The sequence below is a fragment of the Cytobacillus sp. T106 genome (assembly GCF_040492155.1).
Taxonomy (GTDB): Bacteria; Bacillota; Bacilli; order Bacillales; family Cytobacillaceae; genus Bacillus_AB; species Bacillus_AB infantis.
Genome location: NZ_JBEUMK010000030.1, coordinates 1 through 14,378, shown reverse-complemented (window position 1 = coordinate 14,378; position 14,378 = coordinate 1). Strand labels below are relative to the sequence as shown.

Here is a 14,378-nt window from a genome sequence, read left to right as displayed (position 1 = left end):
TCTGACCCCCTGGCTCATCTTACCATCACCCTATGACTCCATATTTTCTGTTTCGCTGGTCTCTATCGAATATCCTCCTAATAATCCTCTTTTCTCTTCTTTGAGCCAAGGGGACAGGTCCTCTGGCCCATTTTAAAAAGAGCCAAGGGACCTGTCCCCTTGGCTCATCAGTCACAAAACTCCTCCTTCAACCGTCATAAGAATGAATTTAAAACAGGAGGGATATTTATGACTCAAAATCATTGGGATGCTGTCATCATAGGCGGCGGTTTAGCCGGCCTTGTTTCAGCAGCTGTTTTAGGAAAAGCAGGGATGAAGACTCTGCTGCTTGAAAAAGCCAAGTCTGCCGGGGGGCGTGCAAAAACGGATATCATCAGCGGCCAGTTTTTTAATATAGGACCCCACGCTCTTTATAAAAAAGGAAGAGCATTACCCATCCTCAAAGAATTGGGCATAGAGATTAATGGCAGTGCCCCTAAACTAGGCGGTTTGTTGATGGATTGCCACCACTCCTTTGCGGCACCTTTTTCACCCAACGGGGTCCTGCAGTCAAAGCTTCTAAATTGGAAAGAAAAAATAGAATGGATAGGGATTCTGCGCAGGATTCAGAAGCTGAAGCCAGGCCAATTCAGCATTCTCACCTTCCAGCAGTTCGTGGACGAAACAACACAGACGCCTAAAATCCAGAAGCTTCTTTTTACACTTGGACGTCTTGTGAGCTATTCCCATGCTCCTGAGCAAATCAGCGCACGCGTCATGCTGGCCCACATGCAAATCGGCATGGGCGGGGTAATCTATGTGGATGATGGGTGGCAATCCATTATTGATCAGCTGTACAACCAAGCCGTCACAAACCATGTACAGATTCAGACCAGTGCAAATGTGAAGCAGCTGACTGCTTTGGACAACGGCCAGTGGCAGATCACAGTATCCAATCAGGAACCGATCTATTGCAGTAACATCATTTATAGCGGCCCCCCTCAAGCACTGAATGACCTGCTCGGCGAATCTGCCAAGCTGCCTTTCAATCACTTTGAACCCATCAAAGCGGCCGCATTGGATGTTGCATTATCCAGGCTTCCCAATCCGGAAAACTTATTTGCCATGGGAATCGATGCACCCTACTATTATTCTGTTCACTCTAACTATGCCCGGCTGTCAAAGAAAGGAGAAAGCACCATTCTCCATGTGCTGAAATACCATCATCCCGATGAGTCCATTGATGCTACTGAAGAAAAAAGGAATCTGGAGAATTTTTTAGAGGTAATACAGCCTGGCTGGCAGAAATATATCATTACGAAGAGATGCCTTCCACAAATAACGGTGAATGGCCGATTGCCAATGGTCAATGACACATCGTTATTTACCCGCAGCTCCGCCATCCTCCCCGGGCTCTACGCTGCTGGAGATTGGGCCTCGCCTTCTTTCATATTGTCAGAGGCTGCAGCGGAAAGCGGAAAACAGGCCGCTCTGGAAGTGATCGATAAAGAAATGAGGATCAAGCATGCAAATTAGCGATGAAGATTATGTGCTGTATAAGCCGTTATTATTTTCTCTCGGCTACCGCATGACCGGCTCCGTCTCAGAAACCGAAGATCTGATCCAAGAAACCTTCCTTCGGGCTTATCAGCTGCCTGAACTGGAGGTTGAGAACAAGAAGGCTTATTTATGCAGAATGATGACAAACCGCTGCATCGATTTTTTAAGATCTGCGAGGGTAAAAAGAGAGCAGTACATCGGTCCCTGGAACCCGGAGCCCCTCCTGTCGGCGGGAGACAAGCGAGCCAATCCGTCGGAAATCCTCATGGAAAAGGAGTATTTAAGCATCGCCTATTTACGGATGATGGAGCATCTCACCCCTCATGAACGGGCAGTCCTGCTGCTGCGGGAGGCGTTCGGCTTTTCATATTCGGAGATTAGCAGAATGATTGAAAAAACGGAAGATAACTGCCGCAAACTGTTCAGCCGGTCCAAACAGAAAATGGCCGCAGCCGAAGGAGAAAGCCTGGATTATCAAAAGAACCTCTCATTGATCCAGCGCTTCATCCTCGCATTCCAAACAGAACGTACAGAAGACCTGCTCGAACTCATCTCAGAAAATGTGACACTCTACTCCGACGGCGGCGGAAAAGTCAAAGCAGCCGTACGTCCGATTCTGACCCGCCAGAGGGTATTGGCCTTCTTACAGGGAATTACACGCAATTTATCCAATGAAGTGCAATTTACCCTCACCACCGTCAATGGCCAGCCTGCCATGGTCAACTACATGAACGGCCGCATCCACAGCACCATAAGCTTTTCGATTTTTGAAGATCGTATTGCGGAGATTTATATTACTATGAATCCGGAGAAGCTGGGGGGATAGAGCCAGGGGGACAGACCCCTTGGCTCACTTCAAAAAGAGCCAGGGGGTCAGACCCCCTGGCTCAAAATTGAATTGGACTATACAGGCCGAAAATAATAGCCACAACGAATGAAAGAATAACGACAATAGCCATTTGCTTACCTGTTTTATAAAAGATGATGCCCAGAACCATATACATCATTAATTCTTCTATATAAGATACATACACATAAAATAGGCCAATGCCCAGGGAAAGGCCTAATAAAAGTCCCATCGGGAGAGCCGGCAGGACAAAAGCTAGACGTGGGTCATTCTTAGCTATCCAAACAATCATAGCCAAGAAAGGAGATACGATGGCTATACTGCCCCACAGAAGAAAATAACTCGTTGGAAAAAAGCCGAATAAATAGGCAGAATACACATAATAACTTATCAGCATGCCGATGAAGAACAGGAACGTATTCAGAGCCGCTCGTAACAATGTTTTACTATACGCTGCCAAAATGGTCCCGATCAATACCCAAATGCCGGGCCTTGTAAAAATATCCCCTGAATAGCTTAGGATATAGTTACCCCAGTGCCCATCAACAGAGACTGTATCTAAATACTTGGCGATTGCCCCCAGTAATATTCCAAAGACGAGACTTAAAACAAATCCTGGTATCTTTCTAATTAACTTAATCATTTGGCACCTCAATATGGGACGGAGCCCTCGTTTTGAACCACCGAGACAGACCCCCTGGCCCAGTCTCAAAAAGAGCCAACGGACCTGTCCCCTTGGCTCATTCTATAAATATCACTTTACCATAAAGAATTTTATAAAAGGAAAAACTTTCTTTAATTGTAAAAACTTTATATCGAAATAACAAATATCTACGAGCACATGATATGATAAATACAAACTTTTCAACTACAAAGGTGAGCGATAATGAAGCATACTGGTAAAATCATCGGAAGTTTGAGTTTGTTATTATTTCACTCCGTATATATCCTCTATTACTATCTCCGTGATAGAGAAGTAGAGCCTCTGGATTTGTATACATATCCCTTATTAATCTGGTTTGGCTATTGGGCTGGCAAACAGTATGACAAAGTGAGATTTTATTCGGAGAAAGATGAACTGACAGGGACATACAATCGAAGATATATCTTAAGCAACTTTAAAAAACTATCTAACCTAACAGAAAAAATGAACAATAAACTTTTCGTAGTAATAGTTGATTGTGATAATTTTAAAGTGATTAATGACACCTTTGGGCATTTTACAGGCGATATGATTTTGACTAAAATCAGCAAAGCACTTGCTGAAACAGCAAGACAAAGTGATATCGTCGCCCGCTGGGGTGGTGACGAATTTCTGCTCATCGGACAATCCAATGACGAGACAGAAATGCAAACCGTTCTGCAAAAACTCGAAGAGAAAATAAAAGATTTATCTAAGGAAGTAAAAATGCCTATTACACTTTCTATTGGATCTGCCCTCTATCCAGATGACAGCAAAAATTTATTTGAATTAATCAAGATTGCGGACCACCATATGTACAGCAGTAAGAATTCAAAGAAAGCCTTGTAGGAGCCAAGGGGACAGGTCCACTGGCCCATTCTCAAAAAAGAGCCAAGGGGTCTGTCCCCTTGGCTCCCCTTGGCTCAAATTCACTCAACCACCGTATAATTACCAATCTCCATATCTATTACATACTCAGGCTTCGGTGGCTTCCCGCCATTCTCTTTAATCTTGTTCCTATGCCCCGCAATATGCTCCGGACTCTTCTCCCATGCTTTCCATGCTTCTTCTGACTCCCAGCGGATGATCATTACTACCTCTTCTTCTCCGCGGCGGGCATTCTTCACCATTAGCTCACGGCCAATGAATCCTTCTCGCTGCTCAATCAGAGATGGCCCTTCACCAGGCTTCTTTTGAAAACGATCAAGAATCTTATCAGCATTTCCTTCTGTCAATGTCCATTTGCGTATTTGTACAAACATTTATATCCCTCCAATTAGTAAGCCATAGGGACAGACCCCTTGGCCCGGTTTCAAAATGAGCCACGGTACCTGTCCCCTCGGCTCACTTCACCCTAGATACCGTCAGACCGTCCCCAATCGGCACCAGTACAGATTCCAATCTCGGGTGGTCTGCAACAGCTTGATTGAACTTTTTCATAAATTCAGTATGCCGTGTTGGTTCTCTATCCTCATCAGCCACCGTACCTTTTGCTAGTACATTGTCACAAACAATCAATGCTCCCTTTTCTGCCAGCAGGATGCAATGCTCCAGATAGTTTTCGTAATTCTCTTTATCTGCATCAATAAAGAAAAAATCGAATTTCTTATTTTCTCCCACAAGCCGTTCCAGGCTCTCCAAAGCTGGTCCAGTCAAATACGACACCTGACCGCCAAAACCTGCTTTTGCCAGATTCCTATGTGCCAATTCTGCATAGCTTTCCACCAGTTCAAGTGAAGTCAATCTTCCTTCGCTGCCAGATCCCCTGGCAAGGCAGATTCCGCTGTACCCTCCAAGCGCTCCGATCTCCAGTACATTTTTAGCACCTGAAATCGAGACCAGCATCGTCAGCAGCTTTCCTGTGGATGGCGAAACAGAGATAGACCGCATCCCATTTTCCACGATGGATGAAAGAACTTCCTCCAGCAGTGCATCCTCCTTATAGAACACCGAATCAATATAATCATTTATCTTCTTCATGAAATCACTCCCCTATGTGCCATAGGGACAGGTCCCGCGGCACATTCTCAAAAAGAGCCAACAGAACCGTCCCCCTGGCCCAGTCTCAAAAAGAGCCAACGAACCCGACCCCCTGGCCCAGCTTCAAAAAGTGCCAACGAACCCGACCCCCTGGCCCAGCTTCAAAAAGTGCCAACAGACCCTACCCCCTGGCCCAGCTTCAAAAAAGAGCCAACGAACCCGCCACCCTGGCCCTGTCTCAAAAAAGAGCCAAGGGAACCGACCCCTTGGCTCACTTTTATTTCAACTCAGCCAATACTTCCTCGATCTTTGAAAGTTCGGACTGGAGTCCGCCGCCGCTCAGGTACCAAAGCGGGCCGTCGAGGTATACGATTTTCTTGTTTTTGTAGGCTTCTGTTTTCTTGATGATGGCATTTTCCATATCGGCTTTGATGTTGGAGTCGCCGCCAACGGCTGCTGTGCGGTCGATTACGAATAAAACCTGCGGATCAAATTCCAGTAGTGCTTCGAAACCGAAGTTTGATCCGTGGGATGAAGCTTCGATATCTTCTGTTACCGGCTTGAAGCCATATTGATCATAGATGTAGCCGTAACGGGAGTTTGTAGCAAAGCCGGACAATTTCCCTTCGTTATACATGGTCACTAATGATGTTTCATAGTTTCCAGACAGCGTTTTGACTTCCTCTAAAGCTGTATCGATCTTCGCCATATATTCTTCTGCTTCAGTTTCTTTTCCAAACATTTTCGCTGCCAGGTCAACAGATGACTGGAATGTGCCCCAATAGTCTTCCTGTGAAGTTCCAACAAATACGACCGGTGCAATTTCGCTAAGCTCTTCATAGAATGGTGACTGGCGTCCTGAGATGAAAATGACGTCCGGGTCAAGCTCGGCAACATCTTCAAGTAGCGGCTCTTTTAAACTGCCCACGCTTGTATATTCGTCAGAAGTATATTTTTCAAGCTGATCCGGCAAGGAAGAGTCTTTTGCAACCCCTGTGATTCCTTCAACGCCGAGTGCATCCAATGTATCCAGGAAACCGTAATCAAAGACAACGATGTTTTCCGGCATTTTTTCAAATGTTATATCTTCAAAGCTATACGGTTCAGCGCCCTCTTCCCCTTCGACAGAAGCCACCGTCGGAGATACCGTCATCGGGTAAGCACCATTCTGCTCAGCTGCTGCCCCGGAAGTTTGCTCAGCTGCAGGCTTAACTTCTTTTTCCCCTGAGGCTTCCTCATCGGATCCACATGCTGCAAGCATAAGTGAAGCTGCTAGTAGTGCACTCGCGATTTTCCATTTTTTCATCTGTCGTTCTCCCCTTGCTATGTATTTGGTATTTGATGATGATAATCATTATCACTGATAACAATTCTCATTATAGAGCCGGCAAATCTCAAAGTCAACTAGATTTATAAATAATTTTGATTTTTTGTAAAAAAAAGACAATCGCCGCAAAACAGCCTTCTAGTAGACTATTTTGCAGAGACTGCCCACAAATTTTTCAAGCATGTGAATTAAAATAAACACAGATACGGCATCCATTCTGCTCCTGAATAGGAATGTCCATATCGTAAATTTCCCGCAAAGCGTCAGAGTTAATAATCTCATGGGTCTTCCCGTTTTTCAAAAGCTTCCCATTCTTCAAAGCGACAATGCGGTCCGAATACACAGACGCAAAATTAATATCATGCAGCACAATGACAACCGTTTTTCCAAGCTCATCGACCAGCCTGCGCAAAATTTTCATAATCTGGACAGAGTGCTTCATATCAAGGTTATTGAGCGGCTCATCAAGCAAAATATAATCCGTATCCTGCGCAATGACCATGGCAATGAACGCACGCTGCTTCTGCCCGCCTGACAGTTCATCCAGAAACTGATCCTGCATCTCCATCAGATTCATATATTCCAGCGCCTGCTCCACAAGCTTTTCATCCTCTGCTGTCAAGCGGCCTTTTGAATACGGGTAGCGGCCAAACGAAACCAGCTCGCGCACGGTTAAGCGGACATTGATATAATTGGACTGCTTCAAAATGGATACGCGTTTGGCGAACCCATTTGACTTCCATTTTTTAATATTATTTTTATCCAGCAGAACTTCACCTGTATCTGAATCCAATAGACGGCTTACCATCGAAAGAAGCGTCGATTTACCAGCACCGTTCGGACCGATGAACGATGTAATTGTCCCCGGCTCGATCGTGACTGACACATCCTCCACAACAGGCTTTTTGCCAAAATGCTTTGAAAGTCCTTTGATTTCTATCATCCTGCTGACCTACTTTCTTTTAATAATAAGTAAATGAAGTAAATACCGCCGACAAAATTGATAATCACACTTAATGTGGTGCGCAGTTCAAAAATATGTTCCACAAGGAACTGCCCGCCGACCAGGGCAATAATACTGATCAGGCTGGCTCCCAATATCAAAACAGAGTGCTTATAGGTAACCAGGTATTGATAAGATAGATTTGCCACAATCAGGCCAAAGAACGTAATCGGCCCCACCAATGCGGTCGAAGTGGCAATCAGCACGGACGACAGGATCAGGATATTCATTACCATACGGTCATAGTTGATCCCAAGATTCATCGCATTGTCGCGTCCAAGCGACATCACATCCAGCTGCCCCATGATGCGGAACCCGTAAATGAACGCCACAAACAGGATGCCGGCCGCAATCATTAATAAATCAGATTTCACATTGGTAAAAGTCGCAAACAAGCGGCTTTGAAGACTCAAATATTCGACCGGATCGATGATAACCTGCAAGAAGGTCACAAGGCTGCCGAGCAGCGTCCCGATGATCATCCCGATCAGCAATAGCAGATAAATAGGATACTTATCAGCCCTGAATAAGAAGCGGTAAAGCAGGAGCGCAAACAGGACCATCGCAAAAATCGCTGTCCCGAAATTCAAATATTTATTCAGCACCCAGACAGACATCGATCCGCCGAAAAAGTAGATCAGGGTCTGCACCACTTCATACATGGAGCCAATCCCCATCATCGAAGGCGTCAGGATGCGGTTATGGGTGATCGTCTGGAACACGACGGTCGAATAAGCAATCGCGGTTCCGGTTATCACCATGGCAGCTATTTTCATCATCCGCCTTGGGAAGGCGTAGTCGAAGCCGCCTTTAATATCGTAAAAAGCATAGAATAATATACTAACAATGGCCAGCACGGCAAGGAATATCAGTTTCGTACTATTTTTTCGCATATGCTCTCCCCCTAAACAGCATAATTAAGAAGATCGCACTGCCGATGACTGCCACTGTTACATTGACCGGAATCTCGTATGGATGGATCACAATCCGCCCGATGATATCGCAAATGAGCAGGAACACAATCCCCAATAAAGCGGTATGCGGAATGGATTTGCGCAAATTATCGCCCAGATAAAGCGAAACGATATTCGGCACAATCAGCCCAAGGAACGGAATAACACCGACTGTCAGCACGACAGTAGTGGAAATGATGGCAACCAGGATCAGCCCCAGGTTCAGCACAACCTTATAGCTCAAGCCCAGATTCTTCGCAAAATCCTCGCCCATTCCTGCCACCGTGAATTTATTTGCGTAAATATACGCCAGGATCACCGCTGGAACACTTATGTATAAAAGCTCATACCGGCCGGAAATCACTAACGTGAAGCTCCCCATCAGCCAGGAAGAAATATTCTGGAGAAGATCTGCCTCATAAGCAAAAAACGTCGTGATCGAGGATAAAATATTCCCATACATAATCCCGATCAGCGGCACAAAAATAACATCCTTGAACTTCACCCGATCGAGAATCTGCATGAAAACAAATGTCCCCGCCAAAGCAAACGCAAAGCTGAACAGCACCTGCTGCGTATACGTCACATTCGTAAAAAACAGCATCGAAATCAAAATCCCCAGCTTCGCTGCATCCAGCGTACCAGCCGTCGTCGGCGACACAAACTTATTCCGGCTCAAAGACTGCATAATCAAACCCGCAATACTCATCCCCGCCCCAGCCAGAATAATCGCCATCAAACGCGGCACCCGGCTGATCAGGAAAATCTGCGCCTCATCCGACTCCCAATCAAGCAAATCACCTATCCCAATATCAATCGCCCCAATAAAAAGCGACACACCAGACAACACAAAAGCTGCAATTGCCAAAACCCATAGTTTCATAGCTAATCCTCTTAATTCTCTGTCTCTATAAACAGTCATTTCAGTTGATAATGATTATCATCCTTAGTTAGTTTTTATTATATGACAAGGATTGGGAAAAATCAAAGGGGAATTTGGCGGGGGGTGTTGGGCCAGGGGGTCAGGCCCTTGGCTCGTTTTGGGCTGAGCCAAGGGGTCAGGTCCCTTGGCCCACTTTTCCAAATGAGCCACGGGACCTGTCCCTGCGGCTCAGCCTAATCTCTGAATAATGCTTCTCGATACCCCCGTAACTCTCGATAATTGCCGGTCCGAGACTCCTTCTAGTTTTCTTAATTCTCTTAAGATCGTATTTCGCTGAGGTTTATTCATTTGCTGCAGCATACTGGTATGATGAATTCCGATTTCTCGTATATAGCTGATCAGTTGTTCATCTGTTTTGCGTGAACGCGGGTTATCCTCCAGGCATTCATCTTGGTTTAGTGCATTCATATATTCTTTGAATAAGGTTATGGATTCGTCTTTGTTTTGGGAGAATAATTTAAGGGCAGCCGCGGTGTTTAATGGGCTTGATGGAGAAGTATATTCATGGATACTTGTCCACTTACTGGAGAATGCATTCCTGGCCAGACCAGCTTTCAGAGGATTTTGGTGAATATAGCGGATTACTTTGAGGAAATAAGGTGTGGTTTCAACATTTTCACTTCGGAACCGGCCTTGAAATAGATGGCCGCTGCGATCATATTTAGTGTTATACCAATAAACATAGCTTGAGCTGAGGTTTTTGATTATATCTGATAAAGTTATTTCTTTTTCTTTCAGAAGCAGGTGAACGTGGTTATCCATAAGGCAGTAAGCAAAAAGATCGAAATCATATTTCTTCTTATACTTCAATACCGTATAAATAAATCGCCTCCTGTCTTCATCATCTTCAAAAATCGTCTGCTTATTGATCCCCCTTAACATGACGTGATATATTCCGGTCATACTCTTCTTCCTTGCCTGTCTAGGCATTTGGCACCTCCATTCTTTAGCCGCAGGGACCAGCCATCCAGCCATGCAGTCCCTGGCTTTCATAATACCTATTCGACCAGGAGATGAAAACTCCTGCACGGGGGTGGGCCAGGGGGTCAGGTCCCTTGGCCCATTTCAAAAAGAGCCAAGGGGTCTGTCCCCCTGGCTCACTTCCGATACTTATCCTCAATAACTTCATATCTTTCGTGGTTAATCTTATCCCACTCAGTTTTCTTATAATGAAGCCCTTTTAGTCTACTATTAAGGGAATCAGGATCATATTCCCGAAAATACATCGTTTCTGCCCAAACTTTCATGTCCTCATGTTCAGGATGCTTCTCATCCTGATAAACTTCTAGAAATTCATAGAATCCAGGCAGCCCGCCCACATCTTCAGGGGGTGCTGTTTCTGCTCCATCAAGCAGGGTTGGAAAACCAAAGTAGTAGTCATCGACAGTCTGCTCAAGCTTCACGTTAAAACGCCAGCCGTCACCAAAATCATAGGAATATTTGATTTCCTTATATTTTTCCAGATAATCATCGATTTTTAAACCGCTAGGCTTGCGCACTTCAATCTTCAATCTTTCCTGATAATTCTTCTCAAAATCCAACATTTCTACCGGCATTGATTTAAGCCGCTCTGCATACATGGCCTTGTTTTTCTTAAAATGCTGATGCTCAAGATAAGCTTCTTCATTATCTGTAACAATCCTCTGGTCCTCAATCAGGTCAAACTCAAAAAGATGATAACCGTCATAAGGATAACCACTTCGAAAATTGGTCACATTCTGGATGACATCATGAAGCCTCTTATACGTCGCTCCGGCTGGCATGACGACTCTTCTCCATATTAATGGGTTTGACCCTTCTAATTCTATTCTTAGAATATATGATTTCAAGTTATATTCGCCTCCATACTATTGGGTGGTGAGCCAGGGGGACAGGTCAAGTGGCTCATTCTGAAATTATGAGTAGCCGAAACAAACAGTGTTTTCTTTATTATACCCAATAAAGCGGAGCCATAGGGACAGGTCAAGTGGTTCAGTCTTAAAAGAGCCAAGGGGTCTGTCCCCCTGGCTCCCTTTTGCTCTCGGCTTTAATCAATTTCTTGGTATGGCAGGAAGATACAATAAAATAATTTGGGACAGCATTGGAGCATGGTGACTTATTCCCAAAGTGTGGAAAACTTTTTGATAATGCGCAATCCACTGTTCTTTAGATGTTTTAATGTGAGTAAAATCATCTATAAATTGCACAAGTATCAACCATGTTGGAATGTGCAGTTCTTGGTTAAGGAGATATAAATATGCAAATCGATTCGCTAATTGATAGTATTCGTTCAGCCAAGGAGTTATAAATGCAGAGGAACCGAATTGTGCTTGGGTAAGAGCAATTGTTTCTGTAATTTGAGAGATACTTTTTGCAGAAGTAGCTTTGATCTTGGAGTGAGTTTCACGGAGATGTGATTTTGCTTCCACCAAAATTAACCCTTTTTTGGTGATACCACTGACTAGTCCTATACCATCCCAAACTGGCCCGTTTTTCGCCCAGTGGTCCCGTATAAACTGTTTTGATTTTTTACACTCATCTTCATCATCGTAATATAGCTGTAAAAAGTCATCTTGGTATTCTTTGTAACTTTCATGAGCAAGAGGAGATTTCCAGTTTATTATTCTTTCACCATGCGTATATGCCAATAACGAAGGAGAATGAGAGAATATATCTTGATTTAATACCCCACTATACTTATTTACGTATGTTTGAAAATGATATTTACTTCCTTTAGTTGCTTGAGTCATAGCGCCCACGTAAATAAGCTTTTTCATTTGCTTTCAAAGGATACTTATAAACAAGTTTTAGCCTGCTACTATTCTCTGAACCTGAAATTAAGAAAAACTTTAATAATTCTATTCTCACACTATCTTCCCTCCTTAAAATACATCCAAATTATACCATAAAGATAAGCCGCAGGGACAGTTCCCCTGGCCCAGCCTCAAAAAAGAGCCAAGGTACCCGCCCCCTCGGCCCAAAACCGCCCTCCGCTCAAAAAGAGGATTTCCTCCCCAATACCTCGAAACTATTACCAACAACGAAAGGAGAATCCCAATGAAACCACCTATTGCTAAACGCATCCCACACCCCCACAACCTGCATGGGGATGTCCGCGAAGATGATTATTATTGGCTGAGGGACCGCAACAATCCGGAGGTCATAACTTATCTCGAGGAAGAAAATCGATATTACGACGAGATCATGCGTCCGTTGGAGGAACAGACTGAACAGCTTTACCAAAGCATGGTTGACCGTGTTCCTGATTCAGAAGTGAAGGTGCCTGTGCAGCATGGACCGTACTTCTACTATTCTTTTTTGGACAAGGACAAGCAGTATCCGATTTATGCACGCAAGAAGGCAGCAAACCGCGAGCAGCTGCCGGAAGCGGCAGAGGAAGTCATACTGGACCTGAACAATTTAGCCGCTGAGGGTGATTATTTAAGTGTAACACTGCAGCGTATAAGCACAGATCATAACCGACTGGCTTATTTGGAGAACCGTGATGGCACTGACCGGTATACCATTTATGTAAAAGATCTGGAGACAGGTGAGCTTCTTCCGGACAAAGTACCGAATGTATTTATACATGGCAGCATGGAGCTGAGTGAGTGCGGGGAGTATATTTTCTACATAACGGTTGATGAAAGTCAGCGGCCATACCAGCTTTGGAGGCATCGCCTTGGAAGTGAAAACAGCAGTGATGAACTGTTATATGAAGAAAAAGACATAACATTCTCTTTGTATGTGTCAAAATCGCAGAGCGGGAAATATATTTTTGCACATTCCAGGTCAAAAACGACGAGCGAGGTTCGCCTGTTGGATTCAGCTTCTCCGTTGACTCCTTTACAGCTAGTAGATGAGCGCCGGGAAGGGATAGAGTATAGTGTCGAGCATTGGGAGGATGACCTGCTCATACTGACAAATGAGGATGCGCTGAACTTCCAGCTGCTTCGCTGCCCGGCTGATGACCTTTCTGCACGGATGAAGGTTGTCGGGCATAGCGAGGATCGTTATCTTCAAGCTATGTACCCATATCAGGATACGCTGCTTCTTTTTGGCCGGGAGAACGGACTGACGCAAATTTGGGTACTGCACGATGGTGAGATGGCTCGAATAGAATGGGATGAACCCCTCTTTACCGTATCCGTTTTGCCCGGTCAAAGCTACGAAACAGCAGAGGCACTTCTCCAATTTGAATCCTTGGTTACGCCAAAAACAACTTACGGGCTGAATCTTCTTACGGGCGAGAGGAATTGTTTGCAAGTTGCGCCTGTCAGCGGTGAATATGATCCGTCCCTCTTCCAGCAGGAACAGCTGTGGGCGTCTGCCGAGGATGGAGTCCAAGTCCCTCTAAACGTCGTCTATCAGGAAGGTGCGCTGGATAATGGACCTGCACCGTTGATTCTGTATGCATATGGATCTTATGGAGCAAACAGCGATCCTCGTTTTGATCCGTATCGTCTGCCGCTGCTGGAAAAAGGGGTCATCTATGTCACGGCACAAGTGCGCGGCGGATCCGAGATGGGACGGAATTGGTATGAAGACGGAAAGATGCAGAACAAGCGGAACACCTTCACCGACTTCATTGCTGCGGGGAAATTTCTTATTGAAAAGGGCTACACATCCTCAAGCCAAACGGCAGCCTATGGCGGCAGTGCGGGCGGCTTGCTCGTCGGCGCAGTGGCCAATATGGCCGGTGATCTGTTCCAGGTGGCCGTGCCGGCAGTTCCATTCGTCGACGTCGTCACAACCATGCTCGATGCAACCATTCCCCTCACCACCCTGGAATGGGATGAATGGGGCAATCCAGAAAATAAAGAAGACTATTTCTATATGAAATCTTACAGCCCTTATGACAATGTTGAAGTCAAGAACTACCCGCACATGTATATTACAACCGGTTTGAACGATCCTCGGGTTGCCTACTGGGAACCCGCCAAATGGGCGGCACGCCTAAGAACTTTGAAAACGGATGAAAATACTCTCGTGCTTAAAACCAACATGGGGGCCGGCCACTTCGGCGCTTCAGGACGTTTCAACCATCTCAAGGAAACCGCGGCTTGTTATGCGTTTATTTTGGATAAGATTAGGCCATAGGGACAGGTCCTGTGGCTCAAAATCT

14 protein-coding genes are annotated in these 14,378 nt (G+C 45.1%); 4 read left to right on the top strand and 10 right to left on the bottom strand.

All coding sequences use genetic code 11. The features are described 5' to 3' along the window. Nucleotides 1-228 precede the first annotated feature (228 nt). Together ABU165_RS24990 and ABU165_RS24985 are read left to right on the top strand one after the other, a co-directional pair. On the top strand, nt 229-1,515 hold the full coding sequence (locus ABU165_RS24990) for a phytoene desaturase family protein (RefSeq protein ID WP_318061071.1): 1,287 nt from the start codon (nt 229-231) through the stop codon (nt 1,513-1,515). Beyond that, nucleotides 1,505-2,365, top strand: coding sequence for an RNA polymerase sigma-70 factor (locus ABU165_RS24985; protein WP_129614166.1), 861 nt, complete (start codon nt 1,505-1,507; stop codon nt 2,363-2,365). Before ABU165_RS24990 ends, ABU165_RS24985 begins: the two co-directional genes overlap by 11 nt. A 61-nt stretch (nt 2,366-2,426) precedes the next feature. Here the strand turns inward: ABU165_RS24985 and ABU165_RS24980 are convergent, their stop codons facing one another. Continuing rightward, nucleotides 2,427-3,029 (bottom strand): hypothetical protein, encoded by a 603-nt coding sequence (locus tag ABU165_RS24980; protein WP_311225846.1) that lies wholly within the window; start codon nt 3,027-3,029, stop codon nt 2,427-2,429. Between the two features lie 243 nt (nt 3,030-3,272). On the opposite strand from ABU165_RS24980, the gene ABU165_RS24975 reads away from it, so the two are divergent. After that, complete coding sequence (locus tag ABU165_RS24975; protein ID WP_311225847.1) at nt 3,273-3,917, top strand: GGDEF domain-containing protein; 645 nt, start codon at nt 3,273-3,275, stop codon at nt 3,915-3,917. Nucleotides 3,918-3,997: 80 nt separating this feature from the next. On the opposite strand, the gene ABU165_RS24970 is transcribed toward ABU165_RS24975, so the two are convergent. The 9 genes from ABU165_RS24970 to ABU165_RS24930 all read right to left on the bottom strand — a co-directional run bounded on the left by ABU165_RS24970 (nt 3,998) and on the right by ABU165_RS24930 (nt 12,003). After that, nucleotides 3,998-4,330: an antibiotic biosynthesis monooxygenase family protein gene (locus ABU165_RS24970; RefSeq protein WP_311224940.1), complete on the bottom strand. Its 333-nt coding sequence runs from the start codon at nt 4,328-4,330 to the stop codon at nt 3,998-4,000. Nucleotides 4,331-4,412: 82 nt separating this feature from the next. After that, on the bottom strand, nt 4,413-5,048 hold the full coding sequence (locus ABU165_RS24965; protein WP_311224941.1) for an O-methyltransferase: 636 nt from the start codon (nt 5,046-5,048) through the stop codon (nt 4,413-4,415). Between the two features lie 277 nt (nt 5,049-5,325). Then, nucleotides 5,326-6,354, bottom strand: coding sequence for a siderophore ABC transporter substrate-binding protein (locus tag ABU165_RS24960; protein WP_306009706.1), 1,029 nt, complete (start codon nt 6,352-6,354; stop codon nt 5,326-5,328). A 196-nt stretch (nt 6,355-6,550) separates the two neighbouring features. Further along, the gene (locus ABU165_RS24955) at nt 6,551-7,318 is read right to left on the bottom strand and encodes an iron ABC transporter ATP-binding protein (protein ID WP_318061070.1); all 768 of its coding nucleotides are present in this window, start codon (nt 7,316-7,318) and stop codon (nt 6,551-6,553) included. Further along, nucleotides 7,315-8,271 (bottom strand): iron chelate uptake ABC transporter family permease subunit, encoded by a 957-nt coding sequence (locus tag ABU165_RS24950; RefSeq protein WP_311224944.1) that lies wholly within the window; start codon nt 8,269-8,271, stop codon nt 7,315-7,317. Before ABU165_RS24950 ends, ABU165_RS24955 begins: the two co-directional genes overlap by 4 nt. Then, nucleotides 8,258-9,214, bottom strand: coding sequence for an ABC transporter permease (locus ABU165_RS24945; protein WP_009792008.1), 957 nt, complete (start codon nt 9,212-9,214; stop codon nt 8,258-8,260). Before ABU165_RS24945 ends, ABU165_RS24950 begins: the two co-directional genes overlap by 14 nt. A 228-nt stretch (nt 9,215-9,442) precedes the next feature. Then, nucleotides 9,443-10,177 carry a transposase gene (locus tag ABU165_RS24940; protein ID WP_318061069.1) on the bottom strand — a complete coding sequence of 245 codons (735 nt, stop codon included), beginning with the start codon at nt 10,175-10,177 and terminating at the stop codon, nt 9,443-9,445. Nucleotides 10,178-10,371: 194 nt separating this feature from the next. Then, nucleotides 10,372-11,103, bottom strand: coding sequence for a plasmid pRiA4b ORF-3 family protein (locus tag ABU165_RS24935; protein WP_180827395.1), 732 nt, complete (start codon nt 11,101-11,103; stop codon nt 10,372-10,374). Between the two features lie 201 nt (nt 11,104-11,304). Further along, nucleotides 11,305-12,003, bottom strand: a complete 699-nt coding sequence (locus tag ABU165_RS24930) for a hypothetical protein (RefSeq protein WP_180827394.1) — start codon at nt 12,001-12,003, stop codon at nt 11,305-11,307. A gap of 307 nt (nt 12,004-12,310) precedes the next feature. Between ABU165_RS24930 and ABU165_RS24925 the strand changes: the two genes are divergently transcribed. Beyond that, the gene (locus tag ABU165_RS24925; protein WP_318061068.1) at nt 12,311-14,353 is read left to right on the top strand and encodes a S9 family peptidase; all 2,043 of its coding nucleotides are present in this window, start codon (nt 12,311-12,313) and stop codon (nt 14,351-14,353) included. Nucleotides 14,354-14,378: the final 25 nt, after the last annotated feature.

Excerpts from the sequence above, each read along its gene's own strand:
- ABU165_RS24990 (WP_318061071.1), top strand. The coding sequence starts at position 229 with ATGACTCAAAATCATTGGGATGCTGTCATCATAGGCGGCGGTTTAGCC.
- ABU165_RS24985 (WP_129614166.1), top strand. The coding sequence starts at position 1,505 with ATGCAAATTAGCGATGAAGATTATGTGCTGTATAAGCCGTTATTATTT.
- ABU165_RS24980 (WP_311225846.1), bottom strand. The coding sequence starts at position 3,029 with ATGATTAAGTTAATTAGAAAGATACCAGGATTTGTTTTAAGTCTCGTC.
- ABU165_RS24975 (WP_311225847.1), top strand. The coding sequence starts at position 3,273 with ATGAAGCATACTGGTAAAATCATCGGAAGTTTGAGTTTGTTATTATTT.
- ABU165_RS24970 (WP_311224940.1), bottom strand. The coding sequence starts at position 4,330 with ATGTTTGTACAAATACGCAAATGGACATTGACAGAAGGAAATGCTGAT.
- ABU165_RS24965 (WP_311224941.1), bottom strand. The coding sequence starts at position 5,048 with ATGAAGAAGATAAATGATTATATTGATTCGGTGTTCTATAAGGAGGAT.
- ABU165_RS24960 (WP_306009706.1), bottom strand. The coding sequence starts at position 6,354 with ATGAAAAAATGGAAAATCGCGAGTGCACTACTAGCAGCTTCACTTATG.
- ABU165_RS24955 (WP_318061070.1), bottom strand. The coding sequence starts at position 7,318 with ATGATAGAAATCAAAGGACTTTCAAAGCATTTTGGCAAAAAGCCTGTT.
- ABU165_RS24950 (WP_311224944.1), bottom strand. The coding sequence starts at position 8,271 with ATGCGAAAAAATAGTACGAAACTGATATTCCTTGCCGTGCTGGCCATT.
- ABU165_RS24945 (WP_009792008.1), bottom strand. The coding sequence starts at position 9,214 with ATGAAACTATGGGTTTTGGCAATTGCAGCTTTTGTGTTGTCTGGTGTG.
- ABU165_RS24940 (WP_318061069.1), bottom strand. The coding sequence starts at position 10,177 with ATGACCGGAATATATCACGTCATGTTAAGGGGGATCAATAAGCAGACG.
- ABU165_RS24930 (WP_180827394.1), bottom strand. The coding sequence starts at position 12,003 with ATGACTCAAGCAACTAAAGGAAGTAAATATCATTTTCAAACATACGTA.
- ABU165_RS24925 (WP_318061068.1), top strand. The coding sequence starts at position 12,311 with ATGAAACCACCTATTGCTAAACGCATCCCACACCCCCACAACCTGCAT.